This is a genomic window from Micromonospora sp. NPDC005171 (assembly GCF_040608575.1).
In the GTDB taxonomy this organism is placed as follows: Bacteria; Actinomycetota; Actinomycetes; order Mycobacteriales; family Micromonosporaceae; genus Micromonospora.
This window is the reverse complement of record NZ_JBEXIM010000050.1, coordinates 15,367-39,509: the sequence shown is the minus strand read 5'-3', so window position 1 is coordinate 39,509 and position 24,143 is coordinate 15,367. Positions and strand designations below refer to the sequence as shown.

Here is a 24,143-nt window from a genome sequence, read left to right as displayed (position 1 = left end):
CCGGGCGGAGGCTGGCATTCCAACCTGCGCGACCCGCATCCCAGGCCCGGTGCGGGCCGGGCGGCGGGCGGTGGTGCTGCGATCGTCAGAGTATGCAACGACCCCGACCCGGCCACGATTCCAGCCCACGGGTGCACCCCGTCACCACCCACAAACCCCCACCACCCGACGAACCACCCACACAAACGCCGCACACCACGGCGTCGAATCCGCCCTCACCCCCGTGATCCACTCGGGTTTACGGAAATCGGGGTGTCCCGGACTTCCGGACACCCCGATTTCATGAAACCCGAGTGGATCACGGAGGGAGCCAGCACGCGAAGACCCGCAAGAAGGACACAACGACCCATTGAGTCGAGCGCGACCACGCAATGCCCGCGGAGCCGGGCTTCTACGGCGGGCAGGGCGCCCTCCGGCAGCACGACGAGGCCGAACCTGGCGGACGCACAGGCCACACCGGCGGTATGTCGGCGTTCGTATCAATCAGGCATGAACCGAGGGGACGGCACTGGCCGACCCGTCTCGCGTGGGTGCAGCGCAGTCTGCCGGTGTTGCAGGCCGAGGACCCGGAGGCGCGGGGTGAACAGGCTGGCGCCCGTCGGAATGTTCCGACGGGCGCCAGCTTCGGTGCGATCCGGGCACGGCCCGGTGTGTGGATTAGTGCGCCGCACCACCGAAGCGCTGGCGACGACGCCAGGCAAGGGTCAGCAGCAGCATGACCGCTCCGGCGCCGACGAGGCCGCCGCCGAGCTTCATGGGCGTGCCGAGGCTGTCACCCGTGACGGGCAGCGGCTGCTTCTTGTGCAGCACCCGCAGCTGCGTAGAGGCGGTCCGGCCGGACTCCCGACCGGTGGCGGTGAAGGTCAACAGACCCGTCACCGACGGCTTGTAGCTCTTGGTGAAGCGACCCTGGGCGTCGGTGTACGCCGTGAAGCTCAGGGGCGCGCTCGCCTGGTAGGCCACCGGGGCCATGGCCACGGTGCTGCCGTCGCTCCGGCGAGCCGGAGCCTGACCGCCGGCCGGGGCGGCAAACGGAGTGACCGTCACGACGATGTCGACGGTCTCGTTCGGGCCGAAGTTCCTACCCGTCAGCACGACCGTCTCGCCGAGGTAGATCGTCGGACGGTTGACCGTCAGCGACGCGACGGTCGGCGGATACGGCGGCGGTTGCGGCGGGTCGGTGGTCGCGCTCGTGCTGGGCGACGGCTGGGCCGGTGCCGCCCCCGCTGCCGTCGGCACGGCGACCACGGCCAGGCCGACCGTGAGCGCCATGATGATGCGGGATAGCCGCATGATTGGTTCCCTCCTACTGGTCACAGCTTGGTGCGGAATGAACTTGGGTGGTCCAGGGGCTGGCGGTGGGGGTCAGCCACAGCTCGGCCTGCCCGACGCCGGTCTTGGCCGTCAGCACTGTGACCTCCAGCGCCTTCTCGGCACCGGGGCCGACATCCACGCTGGCCGTCGCCACCTGACGGCGGCGTTCGGTGCCGCTGCCAAGTGCCGTCTCGACCCCGTCGAGCCGGGCCTCGAGCACCGCTCCACCGGCCGGGCTGAAGATCGACACCAACGTGCGTGCGGTGTACGGATCACCAGCCAGGCCGAGCCCGAGGACCGACTCGCTGAGTCCGGACTTCGGTGCCGTCGAGCGGAGGGTCACCCGCAGCCGGAGCTCGCGGCGGCCGTCAGGCTGGCATTCGCCGACCGTCAGGTTCGCCGTCGGCCGCAGGTAGTAGCCGAGCTTCGCGCCGCTGCCGTCGTTGAGGAACACGCCGACGGTCGGCACGGTGTCCTGCTCCGGAAGCGTCCCGGCCATCCGGCTGTCGCCGAATGTCCGCTGCTCCTCAGGTCGGGCACTCCAGAACAATATCCGGCGTTCAGTGATAGCGCGGTCAAATGCGGACAACAACACCTTCGGGTTGACATTCTTCTTAAAAAAGGCGTCGAACACCGCTGCGGCCGCCGCCGCGAAGAACTCGTCCTGCTGTTTGATGTCCAGCCGCTGATAGCTGTCGTTGAGCAGCGTCTGCACGACCTTCTCGCTGGCGAGCGGCACACCACCGGGCACGAGCACCGGGCCGGTCGCCTTGAGCAGATAGGACAGCACCACCGGGTCGACGGCGAGCACGCCGTCGACCGTGGTGCCGGTCTTGCGCCGGAACATCTCGCGGTACAGCGTGGCGGCGGTCGGGAAGTGCGGAGACAGGTTGACGTCGGCGGGGTAGATGCCGGGCAGGTCGGTCCAGAGGGCACGAGTCTCGGCGGGCACCTTCAGCGCCGGGGTGAACTGACCGAGCGAGGCACTGCTGCCCTGCTTGCCCATCTTCACCTTGCCGTTGTCGGCCTCGATCATCGCGTACGCGCCCAACATGCCGCCGGTCGCGCGCAGTTCGGCGAGGTTCTGCGAGACGAGCAGGTAGCGGCGTGGGCCGTTCGCGCCGAGCAGCGGCGGCAGCAGACGGGCTCCCTGGTCGGCGGCCGTGGTGAGGCTGGCCAGCCGGTCGATCTCGGCACGCAGGTCGGTCAGCGCCTGCCGAATCTGGCTGACCAGCCGGTCGGCGGGCACCGCGGCCAGGCCCCGGCGCGTGCGCTGCACCGACTCGTCGGCCTGGGTCAGCTCGGCGGAGACGGCGGTGAGTTGGGCCAGGTCCAGCCGGCCGCCGGCCGGCACCAGGCTGGTCAGGTCCGCGCGAAGCAGGGTCGGGAACGCCTGCCGGGCCAGGTCGTCGATGGCGATGGCGATCTGCGCGACGGCGTCGAGGTCGTCGCCGGCGATCGGCGTACGCCGGCCGAGTTGCCAGCTCGGGTCGGTCGTCGCGGCTCGGGCCGCGCCAGCCTGCTCCTGGAGGGCGGCGAGGGTCCGCAGCGCCCGGGCATTGTCCCCACCGACCACCTGGGCGCTCAGCTCCCGCGCCAGCCCAGCGGCGTTGAGCAGGTGAGCGCGCGCCTGCCAACCGCGGAAGCCGATCCATCCGCCGGTCGCCAGCAGCAGCGAGCCGACTACCAGGGCGCCGAGGAGGGCCCGTCGCAGTTGGGCCCGCCGACGACGCCGGGACCGGCTCCGCCGTCGGATCGGTCGCTCGCTCACCGTCACACCACACTCCCATTCCACGGAACCGGACAGAAGGTCGATTCCCTGACGTTCTTAGCACGCCCTAGGGAATTTCGTACCGTTATTGCGGTTGTCGCCCTTTAATGAGTCTTCTTCGTCGTTTCGTGCAGATTGGGCGCGACGTGCCCGGCCGCCTCGTGCAACAGCCGTTCGATCTGATCCACGCCGGCCGGCAGCGACATCTCCCGCAGGTACGCGGCCCGCCCCCGGCGACCCATCTCGGTGCGGGCCGGCGGCGAAATGGTGGCGGCCAACCAGAACCGGTCGGCCAGCGCCGCCCAGTCCTCCGGTGGGCAGGACAACCCAGCCCGCGCCCGTTCGACCAGCTCGGCTGTGTCCCCGCCGGCCGACGCGATCACCGGTGCGGCAGACGAGAGCGCGGCCTGGAGCTTGCCGGGCACCGTGCCGCGCAGCTCCGGACGGTCGCGCAACATGACCAGCTGGTAGTCGGCGGCGGCGTACAGCTCAGGCATGTCGACCGGCGACCGCCGCTCCAGGAAGCGGACGTTCTCAGCGCCCAGCTCGGCGGCGAGCCCCCGCACCCGCCGCTCCGCCGCGCCCGAACCGACCAGGACCAGATCCATCGTCCGGTCCAGCGCCGCGGCCGCCCGGACCGCGGTCTCCAGCCCCTGCCGCGCCCCGATGGTCCCGGCGTGCATCACCACGCACCGACCGTCTCGACGGACCAGCTGGCGGGCCGCCGCGCTGGGTGTCGCCGGGTGGAAGATCCGCTCGTCGGTCCAGTTCAGCACCAACCGGACCCGCGCCGGATCGGCGCCGGCGGCGACCACCATGTCCCGCATCGACGGCGCGGCGACAGCGATTCGCGCCGCCGTCCGGTAGATCCGGGTCATCGTGGCGCCCATCCGCGCCGCCCAGCGTCCCTCGTTCCCCTCGTCCGCTCCGTCGAGGGCCCAGACGTCCTGCACGTGCAGCACCGCCGGCACCCGCCCGAGCAACCGGAGCACCCCGGCGGCGGCGAACGTCGTCGCCGGTAGCTGAAAGACGTAGAGCGCGTCCACGTCGCCGAGGAACCGGCGTGCGACCAGCCCCGCGCTGCCGGCGAAGGAGAGATAGCTGGCCATCCGGCCGCCGACCGACGCGGCACCCCCGGGGTACCGGGGCACCCGTCGGACGCTCAGCCGTTGGCTGTGCGTCTCGTGGTGCCACCGCTGTCGCCAGCCGGGATAGACGTGCCCACCGGGGTAGTCCGGGAAGCCGGTGAGGACCCGTACCTCGTGCCCACGCGCGGCCAGCTCCTCGGCGAGGCTCCCCGGGATGAAGGCCGGCTCGGGCGGAAAGTGGTACGACAGGATGCCGATCTTCACAGGTGGGCCCCCGTCCCACAGAGATCGCCGGCGGCCGGCGCGGCACCACGACCGGTGCCCGTGCGGCCCGCGTACGATGCCGACAACCCCTCCCCGCACGGCCACCGGCGTCGACGCACCGCCCTCGCGGTGCGAGCGCCGGTGTCCGTACCGATGAGAGGGGCACTGATGGCTGATCGCGTGTTGTTCGTCTGCCACGCCAACCTGTGCCGGTCGCCGATGGCCGAGTACCTGGCCCGTCGGCTGCTGACCGACCGACCCGTCGAGGTGGCCAGTGCCGGCACCGATGCGATCGACGGGCTGGCCATGCACCCGTACGCCATGGAGGTCGCGACCGAGAGCGGCGGGGATCCGGCCGCGTTCCGGACCCGGGGTTTGCGGCCCGAGTACCTGGTCAACGCGACGCTCGTGCTGACCGCGACCCGACGCCAACGCTCGGTCTGCACGGCGTTGGCGCCGGGGGCGCTGCACCGGACGTTCACGCTGCGCCAGTTCGGCCGGCTCGCCGCGGCGGCCGAACCGCCGGTCGGCTCGGCCGACGACCCGTTGCGGGCGGCGGTCGCCGCCGCCGCCCAGGCCCGGGGACGGCTGCAACCCGCCGCCCCGGACGAGGACGACCTTCGGGACCCGATCGGCGGCACTCCGGTCGACTTCCGACGTTGCGCCGAGGAGATCGAACGGTCGTTGCGACCCCTCGCCGCGCTCATCGGGACAGCCGGGTGAGTTCCTGGGTGTGGTCGAGGACGCCGTTGACCCCGTCGGCGGTCGCGCTGTGCCGGCCGGACGAGGACCGGTTGGCCGGCGCCGACGTCTCGGCCGTCGAGGCGACCACCCGGTAGGCCTCGTACTGGTACGCCTCGGCCTTGGCCACCTTGGCCATGTTCAGCACACAGCCGAGCAACCGGACCGAGACCGAGTGCAGTGACCGGGCCGCCGCGGCGACCTGGGTCCGCGAGGTACGGCCCTGCTGGGTCACCAGCAGCGCGCCGTCGGCCTGCACGGCCACCACCACGCCGTCGGTCACCGCGAGCAGCGGCGCGGTGTCGATGATCACGATGTCCGCCGACTCGCGCAGCGCCAGCAGCAGGTCCGACATGGCCTTGGAGCCGAGCAGCTCGCTCGGGTTCGGCGGGGCCGACCCGCTGGGCAGCACCAGCAGCGACTTGTCGCCCCAGCGCTGCACGACGTCGCCCACCTTCACGTCGCCGACAAGTACGTCGGTGAGACCGACGCCGGCGTCCAGACCCAGGTAGTCGTCGACCTTCGGGCGGCGCAGATCCGCGTCGACAAGCAGCACCCGCCAGCCCGCCTCGGCCAGTGCGATGGCCAGGTTGCAGGAGAGCGTGGTCTTGCCCTCACCCTGCAGGGCGCTGGTCACCGCGATGACCCGGGCCGGCTCGTGGACGTCCACGAAGCGCAGGTTGGTCCGCAGCTTGCGGACCGCCTCGGCGCGCGCCGAGGTCGCGGCGTCGCCCACGATGAGAGGGGCGCTGCGGGCGTTGGCCTCGAACGGAATCTCACCGAGCAGCGGGCTGCCGGTGGCGCGTTGCAGGCTGGCGGCGTCGCGCAGTCGGACATCGGCGACGCCCCGCAGGATCGCCAGACCGATGCCGAGGATCAGACCGACCAGGCCACCAAGGGCCAGGTTGCGGGCCGGCTTCGGCGAGACGGGTTCGGCGCTGACCCGCGGGCCGCTCACCACTTCGATCTTGATGGGCGCCTTGCCCTCCGGGGTCGTCTCGACCTTCTGGACGAGCTCGACGAACTTGTTGGCAAGGCTCTCCGTCACGCGCAACGCGCGGGTCTGGTCGGTGTCGGTTACCGACGCCCGCAGCAGAACGGTGCCGGCCTCGGTCGAGGTGCTCACCCGGCGCTGCACCTCGTCCGCGGTGAGGCCAACCGGAGTCTCGGCCACCACGCTCTGCGCCAGCCGGTCGCTGCTGAGCAGGTCGGCGTACGACTTGACGCGCTGCTGGAGGAAGAGCCCGCCCTGGTAGGCGTCGCTGACGCCGGTGTTGGGGGTGGTGACGAAGAAGGTCACCGAGGCGACGTAGCGGGGTTGGGCCCGTACGGTCAGGAACGCTGAGACGCCGAGAGCCACCATGACCGTGACCAGCGTGACCCACCAGTGCCGACGCACGTGGCGCAATTGGCGGAGCAGGTCCATCAGGAGCGCCCCCGTGCCGGTCCGGTTACGGCAAAGAACTTCACGAAAACCCCCAAGGTCGTCTCTAAACTCGTGAAACCATTAAAGCGGCTTATACGGCCTATGTCCGGAGTTATGCATTTTCCGGCGGCGAGATGTGCGCCCGCATGACCAACCCGACAAAGACCCATTCGGCTGCGGTGACAAGGGGAAAAAGTCGGAGGCCGATCGGATCCCGTCCGATCGGCCTAGTGGTCGCCGGCGACCACGCCGCCGGATAGGGTCGACAGCGGTGTGCCGGGAAGTCTGGTCGGCGAGTGGATTCCTGCTGCCCCGACTCCCGTAGGTGAGCCCCAGATGACCTCCCGCACCCCACCATCGGGCTCGCGTCCGCCGAAGATGCGGCTCTTCTCCCGATCGTCCTGGCCGCAGGCCCGGCACCTGGCCGACGTGCTGCGTACCGAAACCGTCGGCGGCGCGCTGCTGCTGTCAGGCGCCGTGATCGCGCTGATCTGGGCCAACTCGCCGTGGTCCGACTCGTACACCCGGCTGGGCGACGTGGTGCCCTGGCCCGACGCGCCCTGGCATCTCGACCTGGACCTGGCCACCTGGGCGGCGGACGGCCTGCTGGCCATCTTCTTCTTCGTGGTGGGCCTGGAGCTCAAACGCGAGTTCGTCGCCGGTGACCTCCGGGACCCGCGCCGGGCCGCGCTACCGGTGGCGGCCGCGCTCGGCGGGATGCTGCTGCCAGCGCTGATCTACGTGGCGGTGGTGTTCAGCGCGGGCGGGGACGGCCTGCGCGGATGGGCCATTCCGACCGCCACCGACATCGCTTTCGCGCTCGCCGTGCTCGCGGTGGTCAGCTCACATCTGCCCCAGGGCCTACGCGCATTCCTGCTCACCCTCGCGGTGGTTGACGACCTGTTCGCCATCACCATCATCGCGATCTTCTACACCGCCGACTTCCAGCCCCTTCCGCTGCTCGCCGCGCTGGCGCCGATCGGGCTCTTCGCGGTGCTGGTGCAGCGCGGGCGTACCTGGTGGTGGGCGCTGATCCCCCTCGCGATCGCCGCCTGGACACTGATGCACGCCTCGGGCGTGCACGCCACGGTGGCCGGTGTCCTGCTCGGCTTCACGGTCCCGGTGCTCGTCCGCCGACCGGTGGGCGGCGACCAGCCGGCCACCGCCGACGCGCAGGCGGGCGCCGGGGAGGCGGGCGAAGGTGGGCTCGCCGCCCACCTGGAGCATCGCTGGCGGCCGGTGTCGGCCGGCATCGCGGTGCCGATCTTCGCCCTGTTCGCCGCCGGGGTCACACTGCGCGGCACCGACCTGGGCGCCCTGCTGAGCGACCCGATGGTGATCGCCATCATCGCCGGGCTGGTGTTCGGCAAGAGCATCGGCATCTTCGGCTCGACGTACCTGCTGGCCCGGTTCACCCGAGCCGAACTGGACGAGGACATCACCTGGGCCGACCTGCTCGGGATCGCCCTGCTGGCCGGCGTCGGGTTCACCGTCTCGCTCCTCATCGGCGACCTGGCGTTCGGGGCGGACAGCACGGCCGACGACCGGGTCAAGGCGGCCGTCCTACTCGGCTCGGTGATCTCCGCCGGGCTGGCCGCCGCGGTGCTCACCCGCCGCAACGCGGCGTACCGGAGGGTGGCGGAGCGGGAGCGGCTGGACGCCGACGGGGACGGCATACCCGACGTCTACCAGCACCCCGACGCCCGCTGAACGGCCCGGTGGCGGGCTCGGCAAACGCCGGACGCCGAGGCGGCGGCGCGGCCCGGCGAACGCCGGCTCGCCGTCGTGCCGCGCCGCCGCGCCAACCGCGCGGCCCTCGGCTCAGTCGTGACGTTCGGCGGGCGGCAGGTCTTCGGTCTCCTCGACCAGCGCCTCGGCCGTCGGCCCGGTGAGGTCGTCGCCCGGCACCGCCACCGCCTCGACGCGATCCTGCTCGTCGGGCTTCCCGCCGGGCGGCGGCTCCGGGGCGGTGGCACCACCGGAGTAGCCGTACTCGTTCGGTTCGTCGTGCCGGGCCATGTGGTCATCCTCCCGCTTTTCCCGTTTCACCTGTCGAGGCCAACGGTAGGTGGTGATCGTCCTCGGCGCAGCGCGCCGGGGATTGTCGGCCGGACCACGGTGGCGGCCTGCTGAGCGCCGCCCCGAGCAGCTGACGCAGGGCGATGATCGCCACCGCGCCGGCCAGGCCGTTCCAACCCGGCTCGCCGGCGAGCCGGAGCAGGCCGGCCGCGGTGAGCAGGTCAAGGAGTACCCGGACGCCGCTGCGCAGCGCCCCGGTGCTGAGCGTGGTGAGCACCCCGGCGACCAGGGCCAGGGCGGTGACCGCCGTGACCACGCTTTCCATCACGCTCGACGCTCCCCCTCGGCCACCTGGCGCTGCTCCTGACGGATCTCACGGCCCAGGAAATAGTTCAACGCCGTTCGGATCGTCGCGATGGCGGCCAGTTGGCCGATCTGCGTGAACGACGGGGAGACCGCTGTGCGCAGCACGTCGGCCGCCAGTTGAAACTCCAGGCCGAGGGTCAGGAAGCGTCCCAGCGAGAGCCGGATCGGCGTGAAACGGGCGGCGGTGCGGTGTCGCAGCCCCTCGACCACGAACCGCACCGCCGCCCACACCGCGCCGACGAAGATCACCAGCGCGCCGGCCACCTCCACCACGGCAACCAGCACCTGGTCGCCCTGGCGCAACAACTCGGCCGGCTCCACCCCGGGCCGTTACCCGCCCACGGGACGGCTAGTCGGCGCTCAGGTCAGCTCGTTCACCGCCTCCAGGATCAGCCAGAGACCAGAGATGGCGAAGAGGATCGCGGCACCGTACTTGATGGTCTTCTCCGGCAGCCGCCGACCGAGCATCCGACCGACCAGGATGGCCAGCGCGTCCGCGGCCACCATGCCGATGGTGGAGCCGAGCCAGGTGCCGAACCAGCCGTACTTGGTGGCGAGCGTGATCGTGGCGAGCATCGTCTTGTCGCCCAACTCGGCGAGGAAGAACGCCACCGACACCGCCACGATCGCGGTCTTGCTGGTCTTCTCCGCCTTGCGCTTCTCCTCCTCGGTGAGCTTGTCCCCGCGCAGCGTCCACGCACCGAACCCGAGGAACGCCAAACCGGCGACCAGGGAGATCCACTCGGTCGGCAGCACCGCCCCGAGACCCGCGCCGATGGCGACCGACGCCAGGTGCACCACCGCGGTGGCGACAGTGATGCCGATCAGCACCGGGATCGGTTTGAACCGCGTGGCGAAGGTCAGCGCCATCAGCTGGGACTTGTCTCCCAGCTCGGCGACGAAGATGACGCCGAAGCTGACGACCAGCGCGGCGAAAAATCCCTCCATGACGTCCTTCCCGTTCACGCCGGGAGGAGGTACGGGGGCGCCCTCGACCCGGCTGCAACAGCCTGAGTCGAAGGTCTCGCCCGCCCCGAGAAACCGGGGCCGCGTGGCCGGATGCGGAACGCACCAGTATGTCGACCACGACATTGGGGGCTACTCCCCTTCGCGTGATCAGCCTATCGGATCACCACCTGGCCCGGCCGCGCCGGGTGAACAGGTTCACCGCGCCCGCGCAAGCGTCACCCCGAAGAGCCCGTCCGGATCGGTCCAGAACTCCGCCGCGGCGAAGCCGGCCGAGGCCAACTCCGCAGCGACCCCCTCCCGGTGGAACTTCGCCGAAACCTCGGTACGCAGCTCCTCCCCCGCCGCGAAATCGACGGTCAGCCCCAGCACCCGCACCCTCATCGGCCGGGTCGCCCGCAACCGCATCTCGATCCACTCGTGGTCCGGATCCCAGACGGCGACGTGCTCGAAGGCGGCCGGATCGAAGTCGGCACCCAACTCCCGGTTGATCACGTGCAGCACGTTGCGGTTGAACTCGGCAGTGACCCCGGCGGCGTCGTCGTACGCGGGCACGATCACCGACGGATCCTTCACCAGGTCCGTGCCGAGCAACAGCCAGTCGCCGACCTCCAGCGCGGCGCGCATCGCCGCCAGGAACTCGGCCCGCTCGGCGGGCAACAGGTTGCCGATCGTGCCACCGAGGAACACCACCAACCGTCGGCCGCCGGTGGGCAGCCGGTCCAGTTGCCGGGTGAAGTCACCCACGATCCCCCGCACCCGCAGGCGGGGATAGTCGGCGGCGATCTGGGCGGTGGACCCGCGCAACGCACTGACCGACACGTCGAGAGGGACGAACGTGCCCAGCCCACCCCGGCGGGTGAAGGCGTCCAACAACAACCGGGTCTTCTCCGACGAGCCGGAGCCCAACTCGATGAGCGTCTTGGCCCCGGTCAACGCCGCGATGTCAGGAGCGTGCCGGGCCAGCACGGCCCGCTCGGCCCGGGTCGGGTAATACTCGGGCAACCGGGTGATCTCCTCGAAGAGTTCGCTGCCCCGGGCGTCGTAGAACCACTTCGGCGGCAGCCACTTCTGCCCGGCGCTCAACCCGGCCCGGACGTCGTCGCGTAGGCCACGCTCCAGGTCACCCTCTTCGAGGTAGATCTCCAGGGGTTCCGCGGTCATCGGTTCGCTCCTCTGCTCGATCAACCGTTGCCTGCCTGCCCGGCGTGGCGCACCGGGGTCGGCAGTGGACGTACCCGAACCTCGCCCGCGGTGGCGACCACGAGGTGCCCCTCCGGCACCGACCGCCACCCGGGATCGTCGTCGTGCGGCTCGGAGGCGAGAAGCACCGAACCCCGCCCCTCGCGGACCGACAACGCGTGCCCCGCCACGCTGGCCACCACCCGATGCCCGTCGGTGAGCAGCAGGTTGAGCCGCGACCCGGGTGCGGCGGCGGCGACCTCGGTCACCGTCCGCCCGACCGCCTCGGCCGCGTCGACACCCGCCCGCAACCGGTGCCGCACCAGCGCCCAGAGCAGCGCCGAGTCGGTGGCGGCGTCCAGGGTGAGCAGGTCACGCACCGGCAGACCGGCGGCGAGCGGCACCACGGCGTCCGGCCAGCCGCGGACCACACCGTTGTGGCTGAACAGCCACCGCCCCTCGGCGAAGGGCGCCGCCGCACCGTCGAGCACCGCCATCCCGACCGTGGCCGAGCGCACCGCCGCCACCACCGCCGCGCTGCGGGTCACCGCCGCCAGCTGGGCGATGGTCGGGTCGCTCCAGATCGGCTGCGCCCGCCGGTACCGCACCGGCTCGCCCTCGCCCGGGTACCAGCCGACGCCGAACCCGTCCGCGTTGATCGTGCCGCCGCCCCGCATGTCACGAGGCGCCCAGGACTGCCGCACCAACGAGTGCGGAGGGTCGAACAACAGCTCGGCGAGGGTGACCGGCGGCCCCAGGTAGGCCAGGTGACGACACATCAGCGCCCCCGGCCCGCCGCCGGGCCGCCGGTCGTGCGGCGACTCACCGGTACGACTCGTCCGGTCGCGCGTCCCGGGCGCAGCGGAAACCGCTGAAGATCTGCCGGCGAATCGGATAGTCCCAGTTACGGAAGGTCCCCCGACAGGCAGAACGGTCGGTGCCGAACGAACCACCGCGCAGCACCCGGTAGTCGCCGCCGAAGAACACCTCCGAGTATTCGCGGTAGGGGAACGCGGCGAACCCCGGATGCCCGTCGAACGCCGTCGAGGTCCACTCCCAGACGTCGCCGATGAGCTGGTGCACACCCAACGGCGAGGCGCCGGCCGGGTACGCGCCCACCGGCGCCGGCCGCAGATGACGCTGATCGAGGTTGGCGTGCTCCTCGGTCGGATCGTCGTCCCCCCAGGGGTAGCGGCGCGACCGACCGGTCGCCGGATCCCACCGGGCCGCCTTCTCCCACTCCGCCTCGGTCGGCAGCCGCTTGCCGGCCCACGCCGCGTACGCCTGCGCCTCGTACCAGCACACATGCACCACCGGCTCGTCGGCCCGGACCAGCGCCCACTGGCCGAAGCGCCGACACGACCAGTCGTCGCCGTCCCGACGCCAGTGCATCGGCGCGCTGAGCTGCTCCCGAACCCGGTGCTCCCAGCCGGCCGGGCTCCACCAGCGCTGCTCGGTGTAGCCGCCGTCGGCGATGAAGGCCGCGTACTGGCCGTTCGTCACCGGGGCGGCGTCGATGACGTACGCCGGAAGGTCGACCCGGTGCGCCGGACGTTCGTTGTCCAACGCCCACGGATCGGTGTCGGTGCCCATGATGAACTCACCGGCCGGCACCAGCACTTCCGCGCCGACCCGGGCCGACGGCTCGGGCGGCGCCGGGGCGTGCAGCACCGCCGGCCCCGAGCGCAGCTGGTGGGTGGCGAGCATGGTCTCGTCGTGCTGCTGCTCGTGCTGCACGATCATGCCGAAGGCGAAACCGTCGGCGACCAACGGGCGCTCGGTGAAGGCCACCGCGTCGAGCAGGTCGTGCACCTTGTCCCGAACAGTCGCCAGGTAGGCGCGCGCCTCCGCGGGCGGCAACAGGGGCAACGCCGGGCGGTCCCGCCGCGGCTGCTTGAACGCGTCGTACAGGTCGTCGATGTCATGCCGGACCGGCTCCCGGCCCCCGACGTCCCGGACCAACCAGAGCTCCTCCTGATTACCGACGTGGGCAAGATCCCAGACCAGCGGCGACATCAGCGGCGAGTGCTGGCGCGTCAGGTCGGCGTCGTCGACCACCTCGGTCAACAACGTGGTGCGAGCGCGGGCCCGCGCCAACTCCACCGCGATCCGGTCGCGCAACCGCTCCCCATCGACCCGACCCGACTGCTGGGCTCGCAACCCCGGCTCACTCCTCGCGCTCACTGAGCTGCCTTCCGTTCGCGACTGCGAGGCTCGCAACCCCGGCTCACTCCTCGCGCTCACTGGTCTCTCCTCTCTGCGGCGGCCAGCCGCCGGCGTACACCTCGTTGGATCTCGTCGTGGGTGCCGGCCGGCAGCTCCAGTCGGGGTAGGGCGGTCAGGGCCAGGTCGAGCAGGGCCGCCGCGGCGGCGGCCAGCGCCGGGTCGGCCAGGCCGTGCCGGGCCGCGGTCGACCAGCGGTCCGCCACGGGCGTGGCGATCGTGTACGCCTCGCGCACGGTGCCCGGGTCACTGAACAGGGCGGTCAGCACCGCCAACGGCAGCCGCCAGTCCCGGTCGGGTTGGGCGTCCAGGTAGCGCAGCTCCAGGTAGCCGCGCGGGCGCACCGGCGGAAAGAGCGTGCTGACGTGGTAGTCGAGGTCATCGGTGGTGGGCGGTTGTGGCAGCGCGCCGTCGAGCCAGTCGGCGAAGGTCACGCCGGGTGGCGCGGTCCAGTCGGCGTTGTGCCGGCGCAGACAGAGCAGCGGCGCGGCGAGCACGTAGCTGATCCAGGCGTCGGTCGGATCGTCAGCGGCGCGGGCGGGCGACCAGACCGGGCGGGTCCGGGACGGGTCGATGGCCAGCCAGGCGGCCATCCGGGCGGAAGCCCAACCGGTGGGCCGTCCGGCGTGTCGAGTGGCGGAGGCGAAAGCCGCGAGCAACGCCGGCCCGACCGCGTGCGCCGCGGCCCAGCGGTCGGCGACCTGGTCCGGCTCACCGGCGTCGAGGCAGATCTGCAGGCCGGCGGTGCTGTACATCATCGTGCGGCCGGCTGGGCCACGGCGGTCGAAGGCCCCGCGCATCGCACGGTAGCGGGGGGTTTCCACCACCGGGCGGGGCCTTCGGTGGGGGTCGATGCCGCTGCGGCCGACGGTCAGCCCGGCGGCGGCCAGCAGGCCGGTGACCTGGGCGATGTCGGCCTCGGTGGCGCGGATCAACGCGGCGACCGAGGGGCGGGGCGGGGTGGAGATCTCCAACTGGCCACCCGGCTCCAGGGTGACCATGCCGCCGTGTCGCAGCGGCTCGGCCGGGCTGGCGGCATCCAGCGTGGCGGGGCTGTGCCGCCCCAGCGCCGCCCGCAGCCGCGTCGCGTCGACGGGGCGGGCGGGATCGGCGGCGTCGTGCACGGTCCATTCCAGTTCGACGCCGGTGTGGGTGGGTGGGCCGGTCTTGAAGCAGATCCGGGCGAGGTGTCGGACTGCGGCTGCGGACTCGCGCAGGATGGCGCTGCGGTCCAGGTCGGGTGACGTCACCAAGGGTCAAGCCCCCTCTCCGTGCGCCGGGTCCGGCACACTGTGCCACCGTAAACCCACCCACCGACACCGTCGGGGCGAGCGCGGCGCCACCAACCCTGTCTAACAGACGAATTTCCGGTGCACGGCGGAACAATCCGCTGCGCCCGGCGCGCCCCTCAGCCGTCGGCGGGGTGGCCCTGTCGCGGCGGTGACGGCGGCCCCTTCGCCGACGGGGACGGCTTGACCTTCGCCGACTCGGAGGGCGTGACCTTCACCGATCCGGTCGGGTTCGTCTCGGGCACCAGCCGCTGGCAGTACGCCTCGACCTCGGCGGGGCCGCCGGCGGCGGCCACCAGCCGCTTGAAGGTCGTTGCGCCCAGCGCCCTCTCCCGCTGGTCGGGCTTCTTCGCCTGCCACGCGCGGCACAGTCCGCGCAACTGGCCGGCAGGGGCCGATGGTGTGGCGGTGACCGACGACGGCGCGGCCGGCGACGGGGTGCCGGGGGCCACCGACCGACCGGGCTCGGCCGAGTGGGATTCGCCCTGGTGCGGCGAGGGTGACGGGCGCGACGGCGCCGGGACGACCGGGTCCGGCGCTCGGTCCCGGGTGACCGCGGCGAAGGCGGCCCCGGCGGTGGCGGTGGCTGCCACCGCGCCGACCCAAGCCACCGCGCCGGTGGTCACCCGGCGACGGCGTGGCCGCTGCGGCACGGCCGGCGCCGGGTCGGCCCGGGCGGCCCGGAACGCGGCCAGCGCGGCCTCCTCGCCGGCCAACTCGCCTGGGCGGACGGGGCCGGCCGCCGCGGCGAGCAACGCGGCCAACGGTTCGGCCGACGGCACGTTCGAGGCGTTCAGGTGCACCTCAGGTGATGTCGCATCCGCTTCCGTGGGCGTGGCGGAGCGGTCCTGATCGACAGTGGTGTCCACCCGGGCGTGGGCCGAGTCGAGCAGCCGCTCGGTCTCGGCGTGGTCAGCCCGCCGGAACGGGTTCATCGGGAGTCCCTTCACGTCAGCCGTCCGCCGGTTCGGCGTGCGGGGCTCGCAGGGCCGGGCCGCTCCCGGTGCGCGGCGGCGGCACCCCCTCGACCCCGACCGGCGGCCCGGCCGGGCTCTGCCGCTCCAGCAGGACCGCGAGCCGGCGTAGGCCTCGGTGTGCGGCGGTCCGGACGGCGCCGGCCCGGCGACCCAGCACTCGGCCGGCGGATCCCGCGTCCATCCCGATCACGGCCCGCAGCAGGACCGCCTCGGCCTCCCGGGGCGGCAGGGTTGCGATCAGCGCGAGGGCGGTCTCGGTGCCGATCGTCTCGCTGGCTCGCTCGGCGGTGTCCGCGTCGCTGGCCAGATCGACGAGCGCCTGCACCGGAACCGGGAGCGAGGGGCGGCGGCGCATCCGGCGCAGGTGGTCCATCGCACGGTTACGGGCGATGGTGACCGCCCAGGCCCGGAACTCGCCCCCGGTGAAGCCGGGCAGATCGCGGGAGATCTGGAGCCAGGTCTCGGAGGCGACGTCCTCGGCGTCGGCCCCGACGAGCGCGGTCAGATACCGCATCAGCCCGGGCTGGAGGCTGCGGTAGAGGAAGCGGAACGCCTCCTCGTCTCCCGCCTGCGCGGCGCTCACCACCTCCGACAGGTCGGCGGTCATTCGCGGCCCACGCATCGCCCGGGGCATGCCGGCCCGACCCGCCGCGCTGGGGCCCGCCACGCGGTACGAGCCGTCCGTCCGATCAGCACCCGCACCGCCCTCCGCCGCTCTGATTGTGCCCGCGACCATGATTGTCACGGCGGCGTCTACGGGGCCAACACCAGGGTGGTCGATCGGGGCGGTGCCGCCGAGGTGGCCGGCCGGGCCCGAGCCGGGCCAAGGCTAGAAGGGGGCTCACGACGCGACAACCCGGCGTCGCGTCACGGAAGGGTGACAATTATCAACCCTGTGGCACGGCGCGTTGCCGTAACGGCACGTGAGCAGGAGACGCCAATCGCGCCTGGACGCGGGTACTTGCCTTCACCGAGGACCCCGACGACGAAAATTATCGCTTTTCGTGACACCACACATCCGCAGCGTCACCGGAACCGAGCCTCCACACAGGTCAGGCCGGATCAGCCCCGCTGAACCGGCCGCCCGGCGGCCCTGCCGCGGCGCGCCGGCCCGCGCCACTCTGGGTACGGTAATGCCGTGTTGTCATCGGAGGTCGTGCTCAGCGGTCGCTACCGCTTGGACGAACGTGTCGCCACGGGCGGCATGGGCGACGTTTGGCGCGCCTCCGACCTGATCCTCGGCCGGCAGGTCGCGGTCAAGGTTCTGCTGCCGGCGTTGGTCTCCGATCCCGACTTCATCGCCCGGTTCCGCGCTGAGGCCCGGATCATGGCGGCGTTGCGGCACCCCGGCATCGTGCAGGTCTTCGACTGCGGCGAGGACGACCTCCCCGACGGCGGCCGGGCGGACTACCTCGTCATGGAGTTCGTCGCCGGTGAGCCGCTGTCCAAGCGGATCGAGGCGGCCGGGCGACTCGACGTGGCCGAGACGATGTCGATCGTGGCGCAGGCGGCCGCAGCGCTCAACGCGGCGCACCGCGGCGGCATCGTGCACCGCGACGTCAAGCCCAGCAACCTGCTGGTGCAGGAGGACGGCACTGTCGTCCTGGTGGACTTCGGCGTGGCCCGATCGACCGACATCACCAGCATCACCAGCACCAACGCGGTGCCGGGCACCGCCCTCTACATGGCTCCCGAGCAGGCCGCCGGCCGGCCGGTCAGCGGCGCCACCGACATCTACGCCCTGGGCGCGGTCACCTACTGCTGCCTCACCGGCAGTCCGCCGTTCACCGGAGACAACCCCCTCCAGGTCGCCGTGCGGCACCTGGACGACGAGCCGCCGGAGCTGCCGCACGACATTCCGGAGGCGGTCCGCGCCCTGGTGTCGCGGGCCCTGGCCAAGGATCCGCTGGAGCGGTTCACCAGCGGAGCGGCGATGGCCGAGGCCGCCCGGACGGCGGTCACCGGCGGCGAGCCGCCGACGGCGATGGCCACGCCGGTCGCGCTGCGCGACGGTGGTCCGGGCACCCGCACGGACGTGCCGGCGGGCGCGGCGGTGGCGAGCGGGTCGCGGGCCCAACGACGTCGGGGTCCGCTGGTCGGCGCGGCTGCGGCAGTGCTTGTCGCGCTGGTCGGGCTCGGCGCGGCACTGGCCGCGGCGCGCAACGCCGGCGAGGACCCGGCGGTCCACCTGCCGACCACCTCGCCGACGGTGGCGCCGAGCGGCCCCGTCGACCTGCCTGCGGCGAACGAGCAGATCACAAGCGTCGGCCCGGGCCGGCCAGACCGGACGCACGTCCCCGGCAACGCTCCGTCGGCCTCGGTCTCCGCCACGCCGAGCCTGCAACCCAGCCAGACGGTCGGCCCGCCGACGCCGACAGCGGGCGTCACCACGGCCCCGCCGACCAGCGCGGCACCCACGACGGGTGCGCCGCCGACGACCGGCGCGCCGCCGTCCGATCCAGCCCCCACGTCCAGTGCGCCTGTCGATCCGGAGGTGCCGGTGGGCGGCTGAGCCGCCCGCTGTGGCCGACCCCGGCCGTCCCACCAGCACCGATATCCCCAAAACGGACTTACGTCGCCGAAGACGCCTCTAGGCTCTCAGCAGGCCATTTACACCATCTGCTGCGGGAGCCTGGGTGAGCGCTGAAAAGCTGGTCGTCATCGGTCAGGGGTATGTCGGGCTGCCACTGGCGATGCGGGCCGTCGAGGCGGGGCTCGACGTGGTCGGTCTCGACGTCGACGCCGACCGGGTGAAGCGTCTCGCCTCCGGCGAGTCGTTCGTCGAGGACATCCCGGTCGATCGGCTGGGCCGGGCGTTGGGCACCGGCCGCTACCACCCCAGCACCGAGTACACCGACGCCGACGGGTTCGACATCTGCGTCATCACGGTGCCGACCCCGCTGCGCGACGGCACCCCGGACCTGAGCTTCGTCGAGCAGGCCGGCATCGGTATCGGCCCGTACGTCCGCCCGGGCTGCACGGTGATCCTGGAATCGACCACCTACCCGGGCACCACCGAGGAGTTGCTGCGCCCGCTGTTGGAGTCGGCCAGCGGGCTGACCAGCCCCGGCGACTTCCACCTCGGTTACAGCCCGGAGCGGATCGACCCGGGCAACCCGACCTGGCGGCTGGAGAACACCCCGAAGGTGGTCTCCGGCGTGGACCCGGCGTCGCTGGCCCGGGTGGACGAGTTCTACCAGCGCCTCGTGGAACGCACCGTACCTGTGGAATCCACCCGCGTCGCCGAGTTGACCAAGCTGATCGAGAACACCTTCCGCCAGGTCAACATCGCGCTGATCAACGAGCTGACCATGCTCTCGCACCACCTCGACATCGACGTCTGGCAGGCGATCGACGCCGCCTCGACCAAACCGTTCGGCTTCCTGCCGTTCCGGCCCGGCCCCGGCGTCGGCGGTCACTGCCTGCCGATCGACCCGTGCTATCTGTCGTGGCAGGTCAAACGCCGCCTCGGACGGCAGTTCCGGTTCATCGAGCTGGCCAACGACGTCAACCACGAGATGCCCGAACACGTCGCGCAGCGGATCATGGCGGGGCTGAACCGGGACAGTCGGGCCGTCAGCGGCGCCCGACTCCTGCTGCTCGGTCTGGCGTACAAGAAGAACACCGGCGACATGCGCGACTCCCCCGCTGTCGACGTGGCGCGCCGGTTGCAGGCCCTCGGCGCCGAGGTGCACGCCGTCGAGCCGTACGCCGAGGCGCACCAGATCCCCGCCGGCATCACCGTGGTGGGGCTCACCGAGCGGGAGGTGCGCGCGGCCGACGCGGTGGTGGTGGTCACCGACCATGACACCTTCGACTACGACCTCGTGGTCAAGCACGCCCGGTACGTCTTCGACACCCGTAACCGGTGCGTCGGCCCGATGGTCGAGCGCCTGTAGACCCGGCACCGCTGGCCGGTCCCGCCGCCGGGGAAGATGGCGGGGCCGGCCGGCGGATGTCCGTCCGGTGGCCGGGGCGAGACCCGGCCGGTCCAGAGCGCGACCGGCTCACTGGTCGGCGAGCGCCTCGACGACCGGGCGGGACAGCGCCCGGCGGGCCGGCAGCACCGAGGCGAGCAGGGCGGCCAGCACCGCGACGCCGAGGATCAACCCGAGCTGGCCCAGCGGCAGCACCACGTGGAAGTCGCCGCCGAGGAGGCGGTCCAGCAGGGCCATCGTGGACGCGCTGACTCCGGTGCCGAGCCCGATCCCGAGCACCGCACCGACCAGCGCCATCAGCACCGCCTCGACGGCGAGCACCGCCCGCATCCGCCCTCGGGTGAGCCCGACCGCCCGCAGCACGGCGTTCTCCCTGGTCCGTTCGACCACCGACAGGCTCAGGGTGTTCGCCACGCCGACCAGGGCGATCACCACGGCCAGGCCGAGCAGCGCGGTGACGAACGCGAGCAGCATGTCCACGGTGCCGGTGAGCATCTTCTTGTACGCGCCCTGGTCCATCAGGTTCACCGTCGGGTAGCGGCCGAGGACCGTGACGATCGCGTCGCGGGCCCGCTCGGGGTTCACCCCGACGGCGGGGTCGATCTCGGCGAGGTAGCCCCGCTGGGCGGGGAAGAGCGTGGCGAAGTCCTGGTCGGACAGGTCGATGACGTGACCTGTGGGCGCCCCGCGGCCGGAGGTGTCGTCGGTGACCACGGCGGCCACCCGGAACGGCTTCCCCCGGACGGTCACCGGCGAGCCGACCTGCCAGCCGCGCGCACGGGCCAGCTCACGGTGCACCAGCACCTGCCCGGGCCCGACCCGCTCGGCGTCGCCGGCCAGCACCCCGCTCAGCGTCCGGCCGACGAGCGCCGGGTGGGCCGCGCGGATCTCGACGCCGTCGACGACAGTGCTGCGCTGCTCGTGCACCACGCCCAACTCGGGGCGGGAGGCGAGTTCACCGACGAGCGCGGCCGGCAGGTCCTGACCGATTCCGCTGACCACGAAGTCGGTCCCGATCTGGGCGTCCACGCTGCGTTCGATGCCGTCCTTGGTGCTGCGCGCTCCTACCATGAACGCCGAGACCAGTCCGATCCCGATCACCAGTGCGGTGGCCGTCGCGGCGACCCGCCGAGGGTTGCGCACCGTGTTGGCGACCGCCAGCTCACCGGTGGCGCCGAGCAGGCGTCGTACCGGCCAGCCGAACAGCCGGGCCAGCGCCGGGACGAGCACCGGCCCGAACAGCACGATCCCGAAGAAGGTGAATACCCCACCGACCGCCACCAGCAGCAGCTGGCCGGCGCTGGCGGCGCCGCCCAGCGCGGCGACACCCACGGCGAGCACCACAGCGCCGATGCTCAGCCGCACCCGACCCGCACCCAGGCTGGGCTGCACCGCGGCGTCGGTGAGCGCGGCCACCGGGGCGACCCGCGTCCCCCTCCAGGCCGGCAGCAGGGCGGCGCACACGGTGAGCCCGGTGCCCAGTAGCAGGCCGGTCAGCACCGTCGAACTCGTCACTGTGAGGTCACCGGTGACCGGCACGTCCAGTCGGGACAGCAGCAGCCGCATCCCGCCGGCAAGGGTCACCCCGAGCAGCACCCCGAGCGCGGACGCGACCAGCCCCAACACGGCCGACTCCAGCAGTGCGGACCGGAAGACCTGTCCCCGGGTGGCGCCGATCAGGCGCAGCAGCGCGGTCCGTCGGGTGCGCTGGGCCAGCACGATCGCGAAGGTGTTGGCGATCACGAAGCCGGCCACCACGATCGCGACCCCCACGAAGATCAACAGCAGCATGCGGAACTGGTCCACGTTGCGGACCGCATCCTCCACTGCCTCGTCGAGGATCTGCTGCCGACTCTTCACTGTGGCGTCGGCGCCGGCCACGGCGCGGACCCGCTCGGTCAGCGCCGCGACGTCGGCGCCCGGTCGGGCCGCCACCATGATCCGGCCGTAGCCCCGCTCGCCGCTGAGGGCCAACGCGTCCGGCCCGACCAGGCCGACGAACGGACCGCCGACGTCGCGGGCGGTGCCGGCCACGTCGACGGTACCGACCAGTGTGAACGGGCGGGCCGCCCCGCCGGTGGCGCCGATCCGGACCGCCGCGCCGAGCCCGAAGCCCTGCTCGGCCGCCGTCGGCGCGTCGAGCACCACCTCCCCGGCCCGGTCGGGCAACCGGCCGGCCACCACGTCGTACGAGCGCAGCGCGTCCTCGGTGGGGATGGCGACGAGCATGGTGAAGCCGAGCACCGGCCGACCGTCGGCACCGACGATCCCGGCGGTGTTGGTCAGCTCACCGGCGGCGGCGGCCACCCCGTCGACCGTCCGCACCCGCTCGACCAGGGACGGGGGCAGCACCTCGCGGCTGGCCGAGTAGACCCCCAGGTCGGTGTGGCGGTCGAAGGTGCCGGCCCGCTGGTACGCCCCGGCCCGCATCCCGTCGACGAAGATCATCGTGCCGGCGACGAACGCGACGCCGAGCACGACGGCGAGCGCCGAGAGCAGCATGCGCAGCGCCTCGGCACGCAACGAGCGCAGGGTCAGGCGGATCATGCGGGGCTCCCGGTGCAGGTGGCGGATCGGACCCCACCGACGCTATGGCCGGGACCGGTCTGTCGATCTCCACCTGCGCGCTCGACCTGCATGCGCCCCGGGTCGCGGTGCGCCCGCCGGCCGCTACGACCCAGGTCGTACGCGGGGTCATCCGCCGGGCGTGACCAGCCCGCTCTCGTATGCCAGGACCACCGCCTGGACCCGGTCGCGCAGCTGGAGCTTCGCCAGGATCCGCCCGACGTGGGTCTTCACCGTCGCCTCGGCCACGTGCACCCGGGCGGCGATCTCCGCGTTGGACAGCCCCTGGGCGACCAGCAGCAGCACCTCCCGTTCCCGTTCGGTGAGCTGCGCGAGTCGAGGGTCGGCGCTCGGGGCGGCGCCGAGCTGCCCGGCGAACCGGTCCAGCAGGCGCCGGGTGATCGACGGAGCCACCACCGAGTCGCCCTGGGCCACCACCCGGATCGCGGCCAGCAGCTCCTCCGGCGGGACGTTCTTGAGCAGGAAGCCACTCGCCCCGGCCTGCAGCGCCGCGAACGCGTCCGCCTCGGTGTCGAAGGTGGTCAGCACCAGCACCCGAGGGCCACCCGCCGGCCGTTCGGCACAGAGCCGACGGGTCGCCTCCACCCCGTCCATCGTGGGCATCCGGATGTCCATCACGACGACGTCGGCCTCGGTGCGGGCCAGCACCCGCAGGGCGTCCGCGCCGTCGATCGCCTCCGCGACGACCTCCAGATCGGGCTGGGAGTCCAACACCATCCGGAACCCGGCGCGGACCAGCGCCTGGTCGTCCACGATCACTACCCGGACCGTCATGCCGCGATCACCTCCGTTGCCGGCTCTGACGGTAGCGGCAGCCGGACCTCGACCTGCCAGCCCCCGGTCGGCTGGGGACCGGCGGTGAGGTTGCCGTCGTACACCGTCACCCGCTCCCGCATGCCCAGCAGGCCGTGACCGCCGGGCGGCGCCGGGCTGACCAGCGGACGGCCGCGACCGTCGTCGACCACCCGGACCACGACGGCCTCGGCGGTGTACGACAGGACGACCTCGACGCTCGCACCGACGCCGGCGTGCTTGAGGGCGTTGGTCAGCGCCTCCTGCACCACCCGGTAGACGGTCAGCTCCAGGCCCGGCGGCAGGGCCGGTGGCGTACCGGTGGCGGTGCTGCGGACGTGCAGCCCGGCGTCGTCGAACCGGGCCAGCAGGTCGGGCAGCTCGGCCAGGGCGAGGCGTCGGTGCTCGGGGTCGGCCGCCACCGCCAGCCCGTCGGCCCCGTCCGTGCTGGCCGGGCCGGCGTCGCGCAGGACGCCGACGAGCCGGCGCATCTCCTCCAGCGCCTGCCGGCCGGTGTCCGCGACCACTTTCACCGCGGTACGCGCCTGGGCGGGGTCACGATCGAGCATGAACCGGGCCCCGTCCGCCTGAACGATCATGACGGCCATGCTGTGGGCGACCACGTCGTGCAGCTCACGGGCGATCCGGGTGCGCTCCTCGGCGACCGCCGCCCGGGACTCGGCCTCCCGCTCACGTTCCAGGGTGGCGGCCCGTTCCTCCAGGCTGAGCACGTAGAGCCGGCGGGTGCGCACGTTCAGCGCGACCAACCACACCGCCCCGGTGACCAGCGCGTACCACAGCGCGGTCGCCCACCACTGGATGACGTTTGGGGTCTGCGCGGCGGCCAGCAGCACGCCGACGGCCGCGACCGCGCCGGCCAGGACGCCGTCGCGCAGCCGCCGACCGTACTTCACCACGCTGTAGAGCGCGATCAGGACGGCCACGTCGTAGACGAGCGGACCCCACCGGGCGATCACCTGGATCAGGGCGAGCACCGCGACCGCCACCGTCACCGCGCCCGGGTGGGTGCGGCGGAACAGCAGCGCCACCGCCATCCCCACGCCGACCGCCGTGGCAGCCCAACCGCCCGGCTTGTTCACCGCCGCGGCCAGGGAGACGAGCACCACCAGCGCGGCGACGGCCACGTCGAAGGCGACGCCGCGCAGCGGGCGGCCGAACAGGGTGCGTGTCACGGTCACCC

21 protein-coding genes are annotated in these 24,143 nt (G+C 72.5%); 4 read left to right on the top strand and 17 right to left on the bottom strand.

Features of this window, described 5'->3' with window-relative positions; translation table 11 throughout:
* Positions 1-657 precede the first annotated feature (657 nt).
* The 3 genes from ABZU74_RS31230 to ABZU74_RS31220 all read right to left on the bottom strand — a co-directional run bounded on the left by ABZU74_RS31230 (position 658) and on the right by ABZU74_RS31220 (position 4,437).
* Positions 658-1,293: a hypothetical protein gene (locus ABZU74_RS31230; RefSeq protein WP_355431458.1), complete on the bottom strand. Its 636-nt coding sequence runs from the start codon at positions 1,291-1,293 to the stop codon at positions 658-660.
* A gap of 13 nt (positions 1,294-1,306) precedes the next feature.
* Positions 1,307-3,085: a DUF4012 domain-containing protein gene (locus ABZU74_RS31225; protein WP_355431456.1), complete on the bottom strand. Its 1,779-nt coding sequence runs from the start codon at positions 3,083-3,085 to the stop codon at positions 1,307-1,309.
* Positions 3,086-3,189: 104 nt separating this feature from the next.
* The gene (locus ABZU74_RS31220) at positions 3,190-4,437 is read right to left on the bottom strand and encodes a glycosyltransferase family 4 protein (RefSeq protein WP_355431453.1); all 1,248 of its coding nucleotides are present in this window, start codon (positions 4,435-4,437) and stop codon (positions 3,190-3,192) included.
* A 168-nt stretch (positions 4,438-4,605) separates the two neighbouring features.
* On the opposite strand from ABZU74_RS31220, the gene ABZU74_RS31215 reads away from it, so the two are divergent.
* The gene (locus tag ABZU74_RS31215; protein WP_355431450.1) at positions 4,606-5,160 is read left to right on the top strand and encodes a low molecular weight phosphatase family protein; all 555 of its coding nucleotides are present in this window, start codon (positions 4,606-4,608) and stop codon (positions 5,158-5,160) included.
* Here ABZU74_RS31215 and ABZU74_RS31210 read toward each other — a convergent pair.
* A complete protein-coding gene (locus ABZU74_RS31210) occupies positions 5,141-6,604 on the bottom strand; it encodes a polysaccharide biosynthesis tyrosine autokinase (RefSeq protein WP_355431448.1) in 1,464 nt (487 codons plus the stop codon). The genes ABZU74_RS31215 and ABZU74_RS31210 overlap by 20 nt on opposite strands.
* A gap of 336 nt (positions 6,605-6,940) precedes the next feature.
* Between ABZU74_RS31210 and nhaA the strand changes: the two genes are divergently transcribed.
* On the top strand, positions 6,941-8,314 hold the full coding sequence (gene nhaA / locus ABZU74_RS31205; protein ID WP_355431446.1) for a Na+/H+ antiporter NhaA: 1,374 nt from the start codon (positions 6,941-6,943) through the stop codon (positions 8,312-8,314).
* A gap of 111 nt (positions 8,315-8,425) precedes the next feature.
* Here nhaA and ABZU74_RS31200 read toward each other — a convergent pair whose 3' ends face one another.
* From ABZU74_RS31200 to ABZU74_RS31155, 10 genes are all read right to left on the bottom strand, one after another.
* Entirely contained in the window at positions 8,426-8,623 is a 198-nt protein-coding gene (locus ABZU74_RS31200; RefSeq protein ID WP_355431443.1) for a hypothetical protein, read from the bottom strand.
* 4 nt (positions 8,624-8,627) lie between these two features.
* A complete protein-coding gene (locus ABZU74_RS31195) occupies positions 8,628-8,948 on the bottom strand; it encodes a hypothetical protein (protein WP_355431440.1) in 321 nt (106 codons plus the stop codon).
* Positions 8,948-9,310, bottom strand: a complete 363-nt coding sequence (locus ABZU74_RS31190; RefSeq protein WP_355431437.1) for a DUF1622 domain-containing protein — start codon at positions 9,308-9,310, stop codon at positions 8,948-8,950. Before ABZU74_RS31190 ends, ABZU74_RS31195 begins: the two co-directional genes overlap by 1 nt.
* A gap of 39 nt (positions 9,311-9,349) precedes the next feature.
* Positions 9,350-9,937, bottom strand: a complete 588-nt coding sequence (locus tag ABZU74_RS31185; RefSeq protein ID WP_355431467.1) for a TMEM165/GDT1 family protein — start codon at positions 9,935-9,937, stop codon at positions 9,350-9,352.
* Positions 9,938-10,153: 216 nt separating this feature from the next.
* Positions 10,154-11,119 (bottom strand): L-histidine N(alpha)-methyltransferase, encoded by a 966-nt coding sequence (gene egtD / locus ABZU74_RS31180; protein ID WP_355431434.1) that lies wholly within the window; start codon positions 11,117-11,119, stop codon positions 10,154-10,156.
* 20 nt (positions 11,120-11,139) lie between these two features.
* A complete protein-coding gene (gene egtC / locus ABZU74_RS31175) occupies positions 11,140-11,916 on the bottom strand; it encodes an ergothioneine biosynthesis protein EgtC (RefSeq protein WP_355431431.1) in 777 nt (258 codons plus the stop codon).
* 43 nt (positions 11,917-11,959) lie between these two features.
* A complete protein-coding gene (gene egtB / locus ABZU74_RS31170) occupies positions 11,960-13,297 on the bottom strand; it encodes an ergothioneine biosynthesis protein EgtB (protein WP_355431464.1) in 1,338 nt (445 codons plus the stop codon).
* An 80-nt stretch (positions 13,298-13,377) separates the two neighbouring features.
* Positions 13,378-14,613 carry an ergothioneine biosynthesis glutamate--cysteine ligase EgtA gene (gene egtA / locus ABZU74_RS31165; protein WP_355431429.1) on the bottom strand — a complete coding sequence of 412 codons (1,236 nt, stop codon included), beginning with the start codon at positions 14,611-14,613 and terminating at the stop codon, positions 13,378-13,380.
* A 155-nt stretch (positions 14,614-14,768) separates the two neighbouring features.
* Positions 14,769-15,584, bottom strand: coding sequence for a hypothetical protein (locus tag ABZU74_RS31160; protein WP_355431426.1), 816 nt, complete (start codon positions 15,582-15,584; stop codon positions 14,769-14,771).
* A 16-nt stretch (positions 15,585-15,600) separates the two neighbouring features.
* The gene (locus ABZU74_RS31155) at positions 15,601-16,233 is read right to left on the bottom strand and encodes an RNA polymerase sigma factor (protein WP_355431461.1); all 633 of its coding nucleotides are present in this window, start codon (positions 16,231-16,233) and stop codon (positions 15,601-15,603) included.
* Between the two features lie 531 nt (positions 16,234-16,764).
* On the opposite strand from ABZU74_RS31155, the gene ABZU74_RS31150 reads away from it, so the two are divergent.
* Together ABZU74_RS31150 and ABZU74_RS31145 are read left to right on the top strand one after the other, a co-directional pair.
* Positions 16,765-18,138 (top strand): protein kinase, encoded by a 1,374-nt coding sequence (locus ABZU74_RS31150; RefSeq protein ID WP_355431423.1) that lies wholly within the window; start codon positions 16,765-16,767, stop codon positions 18,136-18,138.
* A gap of 124 nt (positions 18,139-18,262) precedes the next feature.
* A complete protein-coding gene (locus ABZU74_RS31145) occupies positions 18,263-19,525 on the top strand; it encodes a nucleotide sugar dehydrogenase (RefSeq protein ID WP_355431420.1) in 1,263 nt (420 codons plus the stop codon).
* 108 nt (positions 19,526-19,633) lie between these two features.
* On the opposite strand, the gene ABZU74_RS31140 is transcribed toward ABZU74_RS31145, so the two are convergent.
* The 3 genes from ABZU74_RS31140 to ABZU74_RS31130 form a co-directional block, all read right to left on the bottom strand.
* Entirely contained in the window at positions 19,634-22,111 is a 2,478-nt protein-coding gene (locus ABZU74_RS31140) for an ABC transporter permease (protein ID WP_355431416.1), read from the bottom strand.
* Positions 22,112-22,258: 147 nt separating this feature from the next.
* Positions 22,259-22,924: a response regulator transcription factor gene (locus ABZU74_RS31135; RefSeq protein ID WP_355431413.1), complete on the bottom strand. Its 666-nt coding sequence runs from the start codon at positions 22,922-22,924 to the stop codon at positions 22,259-22,261.
* The gene (locus tag ABZU74_RS31130; RefSeq protein ID WP_355431410.1) at positions 22,921-24,141 is read right to left on the bottom strand and encodes a histidine kinase; all 1,221 of its coding nucleotides are present in this window, start codon (positions 24,139-24,141) and stop codon (positions 22,921-22,923) included. Before ABZU74_RS31130 ends, ABZU74_RS31135 begins: the two co-directional genes overlap by 4 nt.
* Positions 24,142-24,143 lie beyond the last annotated feature (2 nt).